This window comes from Desulfosalsimonas sp., assembly GCF_055149105.1.
In genome coordinates this window covers 1-14,497 of sequence record NZ_JBSRLA010000039.1, presented here as the reverse complement: position 1 = coordinate 14,497, position 14,497 = coordinate 1, and the positions used below count along the sequence as shown (strand labels likewise).

The following is a 14,497-nucleotide window of genomic DNA, read 5'->3' as shown; positions in this document are numbered from 1 at the left end:
TAAGGTTGTAGCAAAAATCCGGATATATTGAATAACTGAAGATTGTTACTGCGATTCAATCTTTTCTGCAGTCTTTAATCGCCTGATCAATGTCATTGGCATCAACTCCCTGAGCCTTGAGTTTACTTCCCACACGCTGCCATAAATCATCTATATACAACCCAGCGTCTCCAAATTCTTTGGCCGTATCAATCCATACATGCAGCGCCTCCCCTAAAATTTCATCTTTAAGGGCAGGATGAAGGGCCTCCGGAGTTGCCAGGTCCACAGGCACTCCAAGCAGCTCGCTTAATGATTCCTTTAGGGATATGAATTCAAACAGGCCGATCGGTGCGTCGGATTCAAACTCCACCAGAATATCGATATCGCTGCGATGATCTGTTGCATCGCGGGCAACCGAACCGAATACAGACAAGGACCGCACTGAAAATCGTTCCAGAATCTCGGGATGCGCTTTGATCTTTTCAATCACTTCAGCCTTGTTCATTGCGTCACCTTTATAATTTCCCGCTGTTTCTTATATTCATACGCATTTTTTCAGTGTGATGCAACCATGCACAGCTGTTGCGCCCCACATAAAAAACCCCCTCCTGCAAGCAGAAGGGGGTTTTGGGGAGGGGGGAAAGTAAAAACGACTTTTTACAGGCTAATCAGTTCTCTTCTTCTTCCACAGCCGCCTGGGCCGCTGCCAGCCGGGCAATGGGCAGGCGGTAGGGCGAGCAGCTCACATAATCAAACCCCGCCCTGTGGCAGAATTTCACAGACGGCCCGTCACCGCCGTGCTCACCGCAGATACCCACCTTGAGATCCGGCCGGGTGGTGCGCCCCTTTTTTACAGAATCTTCGATCATGGGGGCAATACCCTCCATGTCCAGGGTCTGGAAGGGGTCTCTGGGCAGAATGCTGCGGTCCAGATACTCGGTCATAAAGGTGACCATGTCATCGCGGGAAAACCCGAATGTCATCTGGGTGAGATCATTGGTGCCAAAGGAGAAAAACTGTGCGGTCTGCGCCATTTGATCAGAGAGCATGGCCGCCCGCGGAATTTCAATCATGGTGCCGAAATCATAATCAATTTTGTCAATTCCCACAGCCTGAACCACATCTTCGTAAACCTGGTCCACGATCTGCTTCATGATATCGAGCTCTTTGACATCGCAGGTCACCGGGATCATGATTTCAGGCCTGGGCTTTTTGCCCGCCTTTATTAGCTCGGCTGCGGCCTGCAGAATGGCGCGGATCTGGGCTTCTGCGATTTCCGGGTAGGTGATGCCCACGCGAACGCCCCTGTGGCCCATCATGGGGTTGGATTCCCGCAGAGCGGTGCTGCGTTTGACCACGGTTGCCACGTCAATATTTAAGGCTTCTGCCAGCCTTTTCTGGTTTTCTTCGCTGTGGGGGACAAACTCGTGCAGCGGCGGATCCAGCAGCCGGATGGTCACGGGCCGGTCATCTAAAATTTCCAGGGTTTCCTTGATATCGTCTTTGACATGGGGAAACAGTTCATCCAAAGCCGCCCGCCGCTCATCTTCGTTTACGCTCAGAATCATCTTCCGCAGCAGAAACAGCGGCTTTTCCGATCCCTTGCCGTAAAACATGTGCTCGGTGCGATACAGCCCGATGCCCTCTGCGCCAAACTCCTTGGCCAGTTTCACATCCTCTGCGGTTTCCGCGTTGGTGCGCACATTGAGTTTGCGAAACCGGTCCACAATGGCCATGAAATCCTGCAGCCGCGGATTTTCCGTGGCATCGATCATGGCCAGTTCGCCTTCGTACACATAGCCCTTGGTGCCGTTTAGGGTAAAGACATCGCCTTCCTTAAAGGTTTTGCCGTTGGTGGACACGGTGCGCTGCTGCAGATCGATCTTGAGGTTGCCCGCGCCCACAATGCAGCACTTGCCCCAGCCCCGGGCCACCAGGGCCGCATGGCTGGTCATCCCGCCCCGGGCGGTCAAAATGGCCTCTGCCGCCCGCATACCCTCAACATCCTCGGGGTTGGTCTCCTCGCGCACCAGGATCACATGCTTGCCTTGCCTGTACCACTTGACCGCATCCTCTGAGGTGAACACGATCTGGCCGAACGCCCCGCCCGGACCGGCGGGCAGGCCTTCTGCAATGGTTTTGGCCTTTTTTTCCGCTTCCGGGTCCACCAGGGGGTGGAGCATTTCGTTTAACTGGTCCGCAGATACCCGGGTGACAGCGAGTTTCTCATCAATCAGACCTTCTGCCAGCATGTCCATGGCCATGTTTAACGCGGCCATGCCCGTGCGTTTGCCCACCCGGGTCTGGAGCATGTAGAGCTTGCCCTCCTGGATGGTAAACTCAATATCCTGCATGTCCTTGTAATGGGTTTCAAGCTTGTTGCGCACATCCACGATTTCTTTGTAAGTATCGGGCATGGCTTCTTCCAAAGAGGGCAGGTGCTTGTTTTGCGCGCTCTTGGTGTCCATGTTCAACGGATTGGGGGTGCGGATGCCGGCCACCACGTCCTCGCCCTGGGCATTGGGCAGCCATTCCCCGTAAAACTTGTTCTCCCCGGTGGCCGGGTTGCGGGTAAAGGCCACCCCGGTTGCCGAGGTATCGCCCATGTTGCCAAATACCATGCTCTGCACATTACATGCGGTGCCCCATTCGTCCGGAATCCCCTCGATTCTGCGGTAGGATACGGCCCGCTTGCCGTTCCAGGATTTAAACACCGCACCAATGGCCTGCCAGAGCTGTTCCTTGGGATCATCCGGAAACTGGCTTCCCAGCACTTCCTTGATCTTTTTCTTGAATTTTTCAGACAGCTCTTTGAGATCCTCTGCTGAAAAATCCGTATCGCCTTCATAACCCTTCTGCTCCTTGACCGCATCCATGATGTCATCGAGCTGGGCACGGATTTCTTTTCCCTCCTCTGGCTCGAAGCCCTCGGCCTTTTCCATGACCACATCGGCAAACATCTGGATCAGCCGGCGGTAGGCATCCCATACAAACCGCTCGTTTCCGGTTTTTTCAATCAGCCCGGGAATGGTCTTGGTGGTCAGACCGACGTTTAACACGGTTTCCATCATGCCGGGCATGGATTTTCTGGCCCCGGACCGGCAGGAGACCAAAAGCGGGTTTTCAGAATCCCCGTATTTCATGCCCATGAGCTTTTCAGTCTTTGCCAAAGCCGCCTCGACTTCCTGCTCCAGGCCCTCGGGGTAATCATTGTGCTTCATGTAATACACACAGCCGTCCGTGGAGATGGTAAACCCGGCCGGAACCGGCAGGCCGATGCGCGCCATTTCCGCAAGGTTGGCGCCTTTGCCGCCCAGAAGATTTTTCTGTGACCCGCGTCCCTCCGCGGTTCCTTCGCCAAAAGTGTAAACATACTGGGTCATGGTGGATAACTCCTTTTTTATCTGAAATTAAATCAATAATGGAAAAAACCAATGTCCAGGAGTCGGAAACCGCCACGCATCAAACCCCGTGCGATCCCCCATGCTACCGTGCTGATTCAAATATATAGTGAGAATAGGCAAATACAAATGAAAATTTAACTATATAGCGATAAAACCGCAGATCAGTCAAGGAAAAATTGGCAAATCCCGGCTGTTTTCAGCCATCGAACGCTGAAAATACGGGGTTTGGTAAAAATTCAAAAAAACGATCATTATATGTGCAATCCAGTGATTCCACTCTGAGTGCGTTACAAAAAAGTGAAAAGCAAAATGTTGGTGTAATTGACAACGACCAGGAGTGTTGTTATAATTTACATCATGAAAGCCGTTAAACTCATCAGCACACGCATTATCTACTCTGAATCGGCATTTGCAGAGCTGGTGTTATGGCATCTTCCAGAGTCACTGGTGGGGTGCTCCCATGAATTTAAGTACAGGCTTGCATATGTTGTTTGCGGCGAATGTGTTTTGCGCTATGACAATGAATCCGGCAAAGGCGATCATCGGCATTTTCACGGAAAAGAAAGTGTCTACAAATTCACGACACCGGAACAATTGGTCAAGGACTTTCAAAACGATATAGAGAGGTGGAACAATGAAAATCCTGACTCTTGATATACGGGACCCTGCTGATGCAATGGCCGATTTTACACATGCCTGGAAAACCGGCAGGCCCCGGGAAACCGCCCGTGTCAGTTTTTCATCTCCGGAATTGCTTTGGCGGGTACTGACAGCCAAACGCTGGAAACTGCTCAAGGTTCTTTGCGGAGCAGGGCCTGTATCCATCCGTGAAGCCGCACGCCGTGCCGGACGTGATGTCAAGGCCGTTCATGGTGATATCACCGCACTGCTAAACGCCGGAATTCTGGATCGCACTGATGCCGGACAAATTGTTTTTCCATACGAGGCTGTGAAAGTGGAATTCGTACTGCACGCAGCCTGAAAAAACCGGGGAAACAAAGGGTTGCATGTGATGGCAGCAATCTTTGCTTCCCCGGCCTGAGAGGGGCAGGTTAATAATTGTTTGGAGCTAACGTCCCGGGGCTACCATTGTTTCCAGTAATCCACCCCTGAAGTGGGAGAGGGCGGAAAAAGGGGCACGCCGCCTTCATCCCCAGGCACTCCGGGACTGGATGAGGATGCCCCGCTTCCTTCCTCGGCGAAATCCGATCGGTGCCTCTGCTGAATATCCCCGCCGGATAACTGGGACAGATATTCAAAAGGTATATCGGTTACCGTGTAGGTGCCGTCACCGCAAATATTTGTTCCAAGTCCGGTTCCGGTGGCACAGTTAATTGCCCAGGAGCGGCTTCTGCCCCCGCATTCACAGACCACGTCTGTGGGCATGGCGGTATCAAAGAAAACAATGTTGTAATCCGAGGTAGACGGACGGGAATAGCAGCGTTCCCGAAGAAAGTTTCCCTGCTTTTGGTTTAATTCTATTTTCCATGCCCCCTGATTCGGATTGGAATTAATATTTTGAAGCTCAGAACAACCCAAGTCACTGAGGTTGTTCGCACTGTTTATGCTTTGGCCGTCATTGTTTTCATCATAGGTGAACGGTACTCCATATAAATAATTCGGATTATTGCCGGTGTCATCGTCAGAGATAAAATAGCGGCCTGTTCCAAAATATATGAAAGGAAAATCAATATACTCGGGAAAGCAGTCCATCGCCACGATCGGGCCGGTCACCGGATTGCTGATACTTGTGGTAAAAAACGTTTTATCATATTTCCATTCTCCCGGATCTGAATCACCCGTGTAGATCTTTATGATCCCGCCGCCTGTATCCGCATAAGAAGCATTTGCGTTGTCTCTTTCACTGTAACCGATTAACACGAAGTCTGTCTGTCCGTCATCGTTTACATCCAGCCCATTTGTAAAAAGTCGGCCGCCAAATGCATAAGAGAGGTTCAATTCATTGGGTGTATCGCCATACACATCAAGTTCATTGCCGGAGAGCAGATCAACCACAAAAAATTGAAGATTCTGGGTGGAAGTGCCGTCATAATCCGTGGGTCCGGATGCAAAAAGCGCGTAGTGGCGAAGGTCCCCGGAACTGTCTTCTCTTTTGATATAGGCCGGGCCGGAATAGGTGAAACCCAGACCCTCCGGAGCATAGCTCCACAGGTATTTAGGATTCTGGGGATCAGTGATATTCAGAGCAAAATAAGCCGAGCGTCCGTCCGGATCCGTGTCTGACGGCGGGGACACCGGACCATTGCCGCAAGCGCCACCCAGCCGCATGCCGCCGATCAATATCACCTTTTCGCCGGTGTCAATGACATAGGGCTTCTGGTCCACCGTGTAAACATGCTCGTAATTGGGATCTGCCATGTAGCGCAGATAGGGCATGGCATCCTTGGGTATAAAGGCCCATTCCTCTTTTCCCACCATATCCGTGTCCGTGGTTTCGTAAGAATCGCTTATCTGAATCGGAGTTTCTTTGTTGCCGCGGTTTTTCATATATCCCAGCCGGAAGGCATGCAGCATTCCGTCGTTGCTGCCGGTAAAAATCATCCGGTAATCACCGTAGTTGACCACAGTGGGGGAAGATGAAATAATATCTCCCAGCTTCCAAACGGAGTCGGAGTTATCCGCATCCCGGGATCGGCACCCGTCCACATGCTCCCCGCGCACAAAGCGGATCAAATCCTCATACTGAATATCGCCGGAGTCTATAAGGCATTCAGGAAACTCGTCAGCATCCGTGCCCAGATATTCATCAAACTCCTCGCGATTTCCGGTAGTAAACAGGGAGCGGGTCCCGTCTTCTGCCGCACCGTAAATGGTTCTTGAGCCTGCGCTTCTGTCTTTTAAGTTTTCTCCATAATTTAAAAGATGGGCCACATCTTCAATACTGTCATAAATTTGAGCCGGGGTGTCACTGGATTTTTCTCCGTCTGTTCCGGAATTAAATGCCTGAACCTCCAGGGAGTCATCCTCTATGACATATTCCAGTATCCGGTCTCCATCCACATCCAGGATGTAATCGCCGTCTGTGTCCTCCCGGATATTTTGCACCAGGGAACTCTCAATATAGGCATTCAGGTACCAGTCGCTGAACACATTGCCTGTCCAGACAACTCGCCTGCCGTCATCAAACTCCTTTTCCGGATAAAACACGGCCTGGGTCACCGCGGATCCGGATGTTGACTTGGAGGTAATGGCAGTCACCGAAGTACCCGATGAGGTTCCCTGCCGGATGGTGCCGAAAATTTTGCTCAAAGCAACCGCCATTTCCTCGCCGTTGCTTGCATTGTAATAGGCATCCGGCGCCCCGTCACCGTCTTCGTCCCATTCCCTGCAGCAGGTATCACCCGCAGAGTCACTGGGATTGCACGCAAAATCAGAATCATCAAAATCAACATTTTTGCTGTCATCATCCACATCCAAACCATACGGGGTGCCGTCAGAGCATCCGTCAACATCCTCGTAGTTGCCGAAAGCGGCAACTGCTTTCATGGATTGTTCGCCTTGGCTATCGTCTGAAAAAGTGAAAAGGCTGTAAACATCAGCGTTCTGCTCACCCGGAAATTTGTCATCATCGCCGCCGTCATCTGTTTCCCGCAGATCTTCAGTGTGCAATTCATGAGCCCAGTAATCCGGGTCTATGCCACTCCATACCCCGTCGGAAATCAGCACCACATGGCTTTTTCGGCACCAGGCAGGCTGTAGTTCCCCGTCCTCCTTTTCTTCATAATACGGATCAATCGCGGTTTCGGGGTCATAATAATCATCATTGTAACTATGCATATCGTCGTCCTGGGTGAGGTAGCGGTAGGCCTCTCGCATTGCATGCCCCGTGTGTGTTCCGTAATAAGGAACTGTTTCTTCCAGGGCTGAAATCAAATCATCCACATTGTCTTCATGCACACCATATTTGATCAGCCCCTCCTCGGCTGTATCATTGGTACCGTTTGCATAAGCCATAAATCCAAAGCGAACCTGATCGGCATTTTTCTGTACAATACCCGCACGTTCTTCAGCATCTATTTTTACCCTGGCAACCAAGTCTGTGCACCTGCCGATGGACGAATCCGTGTCTGGATCCACACTTATCAAGATGTCTTTATCCGTATAATTTCCTGAATCGTAATTTTCCGGTCGTATGTGGAAGCGGGCAATTCGGGTTCCGCCCGTGTCAGAAACATCAACCCATCTTCTCGACCCCTGAGGTCTTAGCTCGCAATAATCTACGCCCTCCGGACACTCTGCCTTTCCCCCGATCAATGCTTTTAGGGCCACATCCACTCTGGACATGACCAGAAAATTAAGAAAGTTGCCATGAAGGACAGGCGGGTTTGCATCCAAATTTCCCACTCCGGTTCCAGAATAGCCGCTTTTCTCCCAAAAATCATGCGAGTCATTGTATTCATAGTAGGAATTTGAATCAAAATAGCCGTAATATGTTTGGCTATCGTTATATTCGACCGACAAATCACCATAATAACCTACAAGTGAATTTCCAGAATGGTAATGCCAGCCTTCATCATAAATCCAAAAACCTCCACTATCATAATACCCCCTATGGTTTGATGGATAATTTGCCGGTGCCTGCATACTACCAGAATAGTCCATCACCAAGAGAACATTGGGTTTCACTGCCGCTGAAAGAAAAGGCGGGAGGGCGGTATAATCTTCGTTTGCAGAAAAAGCGTTTGAAGATAAAAAGACAGGAATCACAACGAGTATGAAGATGATTTTTTTTGCTTTCTTCAATAAATCAGGCATTATCACCACCCTCCCTTTCAACGTGGATCAAAACCAAATGACCATCTTTTGATAAAACATAGACAAAGTCATATTTATTTACGTAATAATGCTCACCCCTCTGATCCATAACGTCCAGTTTTTTGTAAGCAAGCGTGCCATGGTTATAGAGTTTAATTTTTCTCAGGGTTTTTCCAAGATATTGAACCGGCCCCAAAACCCTGTAGCCTTCGGCCCGGAACTCATTTATCAGGATTTCTGTTTCCGGCATTTCCCTGGAACCATTCGGGCCTTCCGGCTCTGCAAAAAGGTTCGGGGCGGCCATCAGGCAGGCCAGAACCAGGGCTGTGGCTAAAAAACGTTTCATATGATCGTCCTCCGGCTTGCAAGATTATGGATTATTGTCTGTCTATTCCTGCCTCGACAACCACATGGCCGCCGTTTTTTTGGGATCGGGCGATAATGACGGCGTCGCCCTTGTAATTGGGGTCATCGTCTTCATCGCCCACAGTGGACACGTAAACAACGTACTGGGTGTCGCTCTGGCCCGAAGACAATGATACAGGCGTAGTCACTGTCTTTTGACCGAAATCACTGATTACTGCATTCACGTTGATCTCACCGAGCACAGGCAGAATGTTTTCATCATATTCATCCGAATCTTTTAAGTATTTGTCCTTGTCTTCATCAATGAGATCCTGGATATCGTAGAATCCATCCAGCTCGTCTTCATCCAGACGATCTCGTAAAAAGCCGGTCGGAGCATCACTTGGTATGCTGTTGTGCACAATAATAGAAGCCTGGTTTACGGCTGCGTCTGCAAGCATCAGGTTTTCCTTGTAAACTCTGTAATTGCGGGTGATCTGAAGATCATTGGACGCCGTATTGATGCCGCTGACACCAATTAAGGTCAGCAAAAGCAGGATAATGACGGTGACCAGCAGAACCGAGCCTTTATCATTCAGAGGGGGTATTTGATTCATTTGCCTTACGTGCTCCTTGCCCATTGAAACGTGATATTGTGAGGCTGACCGCCCGTGGTCCAGTCCACCTCTATGTCAATAACAAGAATCTGGTCCCCGGTGTCGGTGGTATCCTGCGTAACTGTCCAGGAAAGATCATAATCCAGGGGATAATCCGTTATGGTAACAGGCCCGTGGTTTCCAGCGTTCAAATCAGTGTCACTGGAATCCGCGTTGGACAGCTCCTCTATCTTGTCCGCCACAATATCGGTGGCGTGGGTAATCTGCCGGGATCTTGCATTGCCCTCGGCAAAATGGCCCTGCATCAACCCCAGGCCCAGCAGACCCACAGCCAGCAGCGCCATGGCAAAAAGAACCTCTATCAGGGTAAATCCGGATTCGGTTTCATGGATCATTTTATCGTTGCTCCAAGTTGGGCTGTTTACAGATTTCTGGGTCTGACAACATTTGAAAAGCAAAGCTCATTGTTCAAATCCTCAGCATATGCCCCGGTGATGGTCCCGCAGATGGTTATTCTCACGATTTCGATATCTTCGAGGTTGGCAGCCGGGTCTGAAATGGTCGTGTTGCTGTCCAGGGCATCCTTGTCCTCAAAATATTCAAATTCCAGGGATGAAATAGTGTTGTCCTGGGTAAGCGACTGGGCGCCCGGCCAGTTGGCGCCCCCGTCATTTGACCATCGATACATGATTTTGCCGTTGTCTTCATCGAAACTGTAGCACACATGTTCCCTGTCATCATCGCAATCACCGTCACTGTAGGGATCTCCAGCGTCATCATAATAATCAAATGCAAAAGCAATGGAATTGCTATTTGTCCCGTCGCTGTTATCAGTGAATCCGGCATCCGCATCCTTAGTGGGGTCAAGTCCGGCCATGCGCAGATCCCGGGTGATCATCTCCATCACCGTTCGGACATCCTGCTGTGATGCAGCCACTTTTTCCTGGATGGTATTGGTCTTGTTGGTGGAAATAAAAAACTGGCCCAGTGCCAGCAGCACAATTGAAGAAATGGCCACTGCCACCAAAAGCTCGATCAGGGTAAAACCCGCCTGTTTCCATTGCAGCCGAATCCCGGCATGTGTATGCATCATCATCATCATTTTCCTAATCGATCCGTATTCTTCCTGAAGGACTGACAGTAATGGACAGAGTATAGTTGCTGTCCTTTCCGTTTTCTATCTCCACGCTCCCGCTGCTGAAGTACGAGCCGTCATCCTGCACCGGTATGCCCCGGCTGTTGAATTTGAAGTGTTCCCCGTTTGTAAAGCCCGGATTTTTGAGAAGTGCATGCTTGTAATTGTTGGCAGTAAACGTTTTTTGAGCAAGGATGACGTCTCCCTGGGCTTCGTCGCAGATTTGATTGCCGTCATTGTTAATACACGTTGTATACCCGCCCTGGCTGCCGGCATCTGCCTTGTCAAAAGTGATCAGGGCCTCCTGGTTGCTTTTGACCGCCTCCATTTTGACCCTCTGCAAATCCGACCGCAGATCCTGTGCAGCGGATTTCACCTGGTATCTGGGCACAAGGGTGTTGAGACTGCCAAATGCAACGGCAGCCAGAATGGCCACAATGGCTATGGCCACCATGAGCTCCAGCAGGGTAAAGCCGGAAGACTTTTGAGGGATCGAATGAAGTTGCTTCAGTGTCACGAGACTGGCTCCTTGTTTTCATAGCCGTGATAGAATTGAAGGTATATATTCAAAAAACCATACAAGAATTGTACCGCAGCATTCTCAAGGTAGTTCAAAACGCAGTTTTTTTGATTTTAATTCTTTGAAATTGATATGAATAAACAAAAAAGCAGATTTTTTGAGCGGCCTGCCAAAAAATTTTCAATAACAAAATAATGCGCTATTCTATTATAATTTTTAATACCTGCCTTAAAATTTTTTAATAGCGCAGCAGGGATTATTCCAGAATTTTTTTTATGGCTTCCACCGGTATTTGGCCTTGGAAAACCTCGCCGTCAATGACATAGGCGGGCGTGCCCCGGATACCCAGTTCAATGGCTTCTGTCATATCCCGTTTCACCTTGTACCGCAGTTTCTTGATTTGGGGCGCCACGGATAGTCTTTGCAGGTTCACGCCGGTTTCTTCTGCCAGTTTTTTGATATCTATGGATTTTACGCCCCTGGGGATATCGTACAACCGGTCGTTCATTTCCCAGAACCGGCCTTCATACTGGGCATAGGCAGCAGCAATGGCCAACTTGCCGGCGCCTTCATGGTATGGGGAGTCCACAATGGGATTGCCAAACCCGTGGTCCATGGGAAAATGCTTGTGCACCAAACGGATCTTGTCGGGGTTTTTCTCCACGATCTGGCGAAGGTAGGCATGCATCTTCTTGCAGTGAAAACACATATAATCCGTGTACTCGGTAATAACCAGCTCCGGGTCTTGCGCGCCGATCCAGGCCGATCCGTCTTCTGTGACGCCCGTGGAGATTTCCGCGGAAACCGGCGGCAGTTCAAAGCCCCAGTAATTCGGGAAAAACAAAAGCGCCCATACAACCACCAGCAAAAGCGGTGAAAACACCCAGAAGACCTTTTTCCTCAATGCCCACAAAAAGGCAATATCCTTGTAAACACCCCTGAAAATCCCTTTTTCCGGAAACCGCCGCCTGACGATCCATACAAAATACAAAAGGGCCAGATTGATTCCATAGCCGGTAATACACATGATGCAATAGGCACGGATATAATACTTGGAAATATAGGCCAGATAAACGCTGTATCCGCAAAATCCCAGGGCGATGAAAAACAAAACCGGCCAGACCCGGGTTTTTCCGGCCTGCCTTGTGCCGGCAAAAAACACCAGCCCCAGAAAGACCAGATACCCGAAAATTCCCCATACAGGTACAGGGACACCCAGTAATATGGAATAAGGGCTCTGGGACACAGTATCACAGTTAATGGCCTGGGATACCGCACAAAAGCTGGTATACATAATATCCGTATGCACCCGGTAATGGGAGAACGCAAGATAAACCGAGTTGGCCAGACCGCCTGCTGCAACAGCACCAACCGCCCAAAAGTAGACAGGAAAGGGGAGGGGTTTAACGTTCTTAACCTTCATCATTCGCCGTTTTTTTAAGCAAGCCTGACATGTTTAGGGATTGCTTCTGAAGCACTTCAGCGATCACCGGTACCACCAGTTCTTCTGAAATAGGCCACGTAAGGCCCGGCTCGTTAGCTTTTTGTATGGTTTCGCGGATTTTTTGCGGACTCGTCCTTGCTATAAGCTGTTCTGCATATTCCTTAGCTTTTGAAGTGTCTCCGCCACGCACACTGTTCTCAATTTGTAAAAGCAAAGCTGTTGCTTTTTGTGGTGAGCGACCAGGAATGCGGCTTAGAAAATGGGTTGCGGATTCGTGTTTCCCGATCAATAGTTTGGCCAACCCTGCGTTGAGAAGTGTTTTTTCATCATCTGGATTTTCTTGTATAGCTCTTTTCAAATTCGGGAGTGCATCCTTAGGATTATTTTGCTTAAGGAGGATAAAAGCTTTAATGTTTAAATACTGCACAGTATCGGGGTGATTCATTGATAATTGGTTTATGTTTTCAAGGGCCTTATCTATTTGCCCAGTGTGGATTAAGGCAAGAGATAGGTGATATCGACTTCTCGATCTTTCCGGTTCGATTTTTAGTACCTGATTATAAATTCTTATCACTTTATCATAATCTTCATCACGCTTGGCATAGGCATTGGCAATATTGTCAAGGGATAGAATTTTTGCCTTATGTTTCGTGCTGTCGTATAGGCCCATAGCTTTTTCACAAAGTTCTTCTACCTTATCATAATTACCAATCTCTGCGTAAAAGCCCGTTGCAAGGTTGTGATATGGTCTGGCGCTTTGGGGGGCTTTATTCAACGCATCCCGCCAAAGGGTTTGTTCATTGGCCCATGCTATATTGCGAACGTATGTGCCTATGCCAAGGACCATAACTAGGAGTGAGACAAATCCTATAATGACCCCTGCCATTACCTTTTGTTTATTTAAGTAATAATCGATTATCCATTTGAATCCTGCTGCAACCGGCACAAACAGAAAAAGGGATGGCAGATAATTTCGATGTTCAAAAACCAGTTCAAGCGGGATAATCGAGGACTCGATAACATGATTTAAAAAGAAGAACAAAATAGCAAATGAAATTAGCGGATGTTTTTTTATCTGCCAGAAAGCTGCTCCTATAAGCCCAAGGATAAACAAGATTGCTGGTAATGTAGTCCATGGACGAAAAAGACCTGTGGAAATCTCAAAATCATGTACAATGGAAAGCCGGTCAGCTATCGGGTAAAAAATTTGCGAAATATAGAAAATTACTATCCTTGGTTGGGTTAAAAGACGCTCTGTTAACGTGAAAGTTCGGTTAGCGTAACCTTCTTGAAGGCGAGAGATAAACCCATTGCTCATAAAAAGCATCAAGCCTATAGCAAAAAGCACAACTGATAAAGCGCACCCTAACCATATGAAATGTTTTCTTGTTCTTGGGTTAGAGATGTCTCTAAAAAACACCAACTCTACCACAAACAGTGAAACAGGAAGCATAAGGGCGTTTTCCTTAGATCCCACCGCAAGTGCAAAAGATAGAAAAACTCCAAAATAAAATATTAGCTTGACACTCCATAAAGAACAGATTCTTCCCTTTATATAAAAGAGTATTCCTATCAAATAAAACAAAGCAGCCATGGAGGCCATACGCTGAACGATATAGGTTACAGCTTGGGTTTGTATAGGATTGACTGCCCAAAGGACGGCAGCAAGAAAAGCGATAAAATGTTCACGGCCCGTATATGTGCCAAGCAGATTTGGTGTTTTAAAAAGCGAAACTATTGTGAAATATAAAAAAAAAGCCGTAAAAATGTGAATTGTTGTATTTATTGTATGGTAACCAAAGACATCTTTCTGAGAAAAATACCAGTTAAACGCAAAGCTTAAGTGCGAGATAGGACGGTCAAAAATTTTGTTGTTGCTTGACGCATTAAACAGTACATTATGTAATGTACTGGGATAAAGGTTCTCTATCTGGTTTCTATTATTTTCTGTGATATTATGGAAATCATCAAATTGCCAAGAAGCATCGAATGTATTGCTGTAAGCAAGAAGGATAAGAGCACATAGCAAAATCATCACATACCAGTTACTCGGTTCCCGTGCTTGCATACCCTGATACTCCATTCTGCATCTGGCCTTAAAGTTTGTAAAAATATTAGAAAGCCTTTCCCGACCATACAGTCAGGAAAGGCCTTTTGTTAATAAAAAATGTTTTTACTAAAGTTTCCCGTTTTTTAAGGGCGCCGCACCGGCGGGCGGGGCAAGTCGGCACGATGAAAACTCAATAAAATCAATGGCTTACAAAAAATCGATTT

At 48.3% G+C, this 14,497-nt stretch carries 12 protein-coding genes; 2 read left to right on the top strand and 10 right to left on the bottom strand.

Annotation, left to right across the window (positions count from 1 at the left end):
• Positions 1 to 55 precede the first annotated feature (55 nt).
• Both ACTCIA_RS10390 and ppdK read right to left on the bottom strand, forming a co-directional pair.
• Complete coding sequence (locus ACTCIA_RS10390; RefSeq protein WP_463001748.1) at positions 56 to 487, bottom strand: nucleotidyltransferase family protein; 432 nt, start codon at positions 485 to 487, stop codon at positions 56 to 58.
• A gap of 163 nt (positions 488 to 650) precedes the next feature.
• Entirely contained in the window at positions 651 to 3,365 is a 2,715-nt protein-coding gene (ppdK, locus tag ACTCIA_RS10385; protein WP_463001747.1) for a pyruvate, phosphate dikinase, read from the bottom strand.
• Between the two features lie 378 nt (positions 3,366 to 3,743).
• On the opposite strand from ppdK, the gene ACTCIA_RS10380 reads away from it, so the two are divergent.
• Positions 3,744 to 4,040 carry a toxin-antitoxin system TumE family protein gene (locus ACTCIA_RS10380; RefSeq protein WP_463001746.1) on the top strand — a complete coding sequence of 99 codons (297 nt, stop codon included), beginning with the start codon at positions 3,744 to 3,746 and terminating at the stop codon, positions 4,038 to 4,040.
• Entirely contained in the window at positions 4,021 to 4,368 is a 348-nt protein-coding gene (locus ACTCIA_RS10375) for an HVO_A0114 family putative DNA-binding protein (protein ID WP_463001745.1), read from the top strand. The genes ACTCIA_RS10380 and ACTCIA_RS10375 overlap by 20 nt, the downstream gene beginning before the upstream one ends.
• Before the next feature lie 101 nt (positions 4,369 to 4,469).
• Here the strand turns inward: ACTCIA_RS10375 and ACTCIA_RS10370 are convergent, their stop codons facing one another.
• The 8 genes from ACTCIA_RS10370 to ACTCIA_RS10335 form a co-directional block, all read right to left on the bottom strand.
• On the bottom strand, positions 4,470 to 7,493 hold the full coding sequence (locus ACTCIA_RS10370; protein ID WP_463001744.1) for a pilus assembly protein: 3,024 nt from the start codon (positions 7,491 to 7,493) through the stop codon (positions 4,470 to 4,472).
• Positions 7,494 to 8,154: 661 nt separating this feature from the next.
• Positions 8,155 to 8,466, bottom strand: a complete 312-nt coding sequence (locus ACTCIA_RS10365) for a hypothetical protein (protein ID WP_463001743.1) — start codon at positions 8,464 to 8,466, stop codon at positions 8,155 to 8,157.
• A gap of 73 nt (positions 8,467 to 8,539) precedes the next feature.
• Positions 8,540 to 9,124, bottom strand: coding sequence for a PilX N-terminal domain-containing pilus assembly protein (locus ACTCIA_RS10360; RefSeq protein WP_463001742.1), 585 nt, complete (start codon positions 9,122 to 9,124; stop codon positions 8,540 to 8,542).
• A gap of 5 nt (positions 9,125 to 9,129) precedes the next feature.
• Complete coding sequence (locus ACTCIA_RS10355; RefSeq protein ID WP_463001741.1) at positions 9,130 to 9,519, bottom strand: type IV pilus modification PilV family protein; 390 nt, start codon at positions 9,517 to 9,519, stop codon at positions 9,130 to 9,132.
• A 26-nt stretch (positions 9,520 to 9,545) separates the two neighbouring features.
• The gene (locus tag ACTCIA_RS10350) at positions 9,546 to 10,220 is read right to left on the bottom strand and encodes a PilW family protein (RefSeq protein ID WP_463001740.1); all 675 of its coding nucleotides are present in this window, start codon (positions 10,218 to 10,220) and stop codon (positions 9,546 to 9,548) included.
• A 10-nt stretch (positions 10,221 to 10,230) separates the two neighbouring features.
• Entirely contained in the window at positions 10,231 to 10,776 is a 546-nt protein-coding gene (locus tag ACTCIA_RS10345; protein WP_463001739.1) for a GspH/FimT family pseudopilin, read from the bottom strand.
• Between the two features lie 259 nt (positions 10,777 to 11,035).
• Positions 11,036 to 12,202, bottom strand: coding sequence for a vitamin K epoxide reductase/DsbA family protein (locus ACTCIA_RS10340; protein ID WP_463001790.1), 1,167 nt, complete (start codon positions 12,200 to 12,202; stop codon positions 11,036 to 11,038).
• Positions 12,192 to 14,291 carry a tetratricopeptide repeat protein gene (locus ACTCIA_RS10335; protein WP_463001738.1) on the bottom strand — a complete coding sequence of 700 codons (2,100 nt, stop codon included), beginning with the start codon at positions 14,289 to 14,291 and terminating at the stop codon, positions 12,192 to 12,194. The genes ACTCIA_RS10340 and ACTCIA_RS10335 overlap by 11 nt, the downstream gene beginning before the upstream one ends.
• Positions 14,292 to 14,497: the final 206 nt, after the last annotated feature.

What these genes read in the sequence shown, in the direction of transcription:
- ACTCIA_RS10390 (WP_463001748.1), bottom strand. Translation starts at nt 487, where the DNA reads ATGAACAAGGCTGAAGTGATTGAAAAGATCAAAGCGCATCCCGAGATT.
- ppdK (WP_463001747.1), bottom strand. Translation starts at nt 3,365, where the DNA reads ATGACCCAGTATGTTTACACTTTTGGCGAAGGAACCGCGGAGGGACGC.
- ACTCIA_RS10380 (WP_463001746.1), top strand. Translation starts at nt 3,744, where the DNA reads ATGAAAGCCGTTAAACTCATCAGCACACGCATTATCTACTCTGAATCG.
- ACTCIA_RS10375 (WP_463001745.1), top strand. Translation starts at nt 4,021, where the DNA reads ATGAAAATCCTGACTCTTGATATACGGGACCCTGCTGATGCAATGGCC.
- ACTCIA_RS10365 (WP_463001743.1), bottom strand. Translation starts at nt 8,466, where the DNA reads ATGGCCGCCCCGAACCTTTTTGCAGAGCCGGAAGGCCCGAATGGTTCC.
- ACTCIA_RS10360 (WP_463001742.1), bottom strand. Translation starts at nt 9,124, where the DNA reads ATGAATCAAATACCCCCTCTGAATGATAAAGGCTCGGTTCTGCTGGTC.
- ACTCIA_RS10355 (WP_463001741.1), bottom strand. Translation starts at nt 9,519, where the DNA reads ATGATCCATGAAACCGAATCCGGATTTACCCTGATAGAGGTTCTTTTT.
- ACTCIA_RS10350 (WP_463001740.1), bottom strand. Translation starts at nt 10,220, where the DNA reads ATGATGATGCATACACATGCCGGGATTCGGCTGCAATGGAAACAGGCG.
- ACTCIA_RS10340 (WP_463001790.1), bottom strand. Translation starts at nt 12,202, where the DNA reads ATGAAGGTTAAGAACGTTAAACCCCTCCCCTTTCCTGTCTACTTTTGG.
- ACTCIA_RS10335 (WP_463001738.1), bottom strand. Translation starts at nt 14,291, where the DNA reads ATGCAAGCACGGGAACCGAGTAACTGGTATGTGATGATTTTGCTATGT.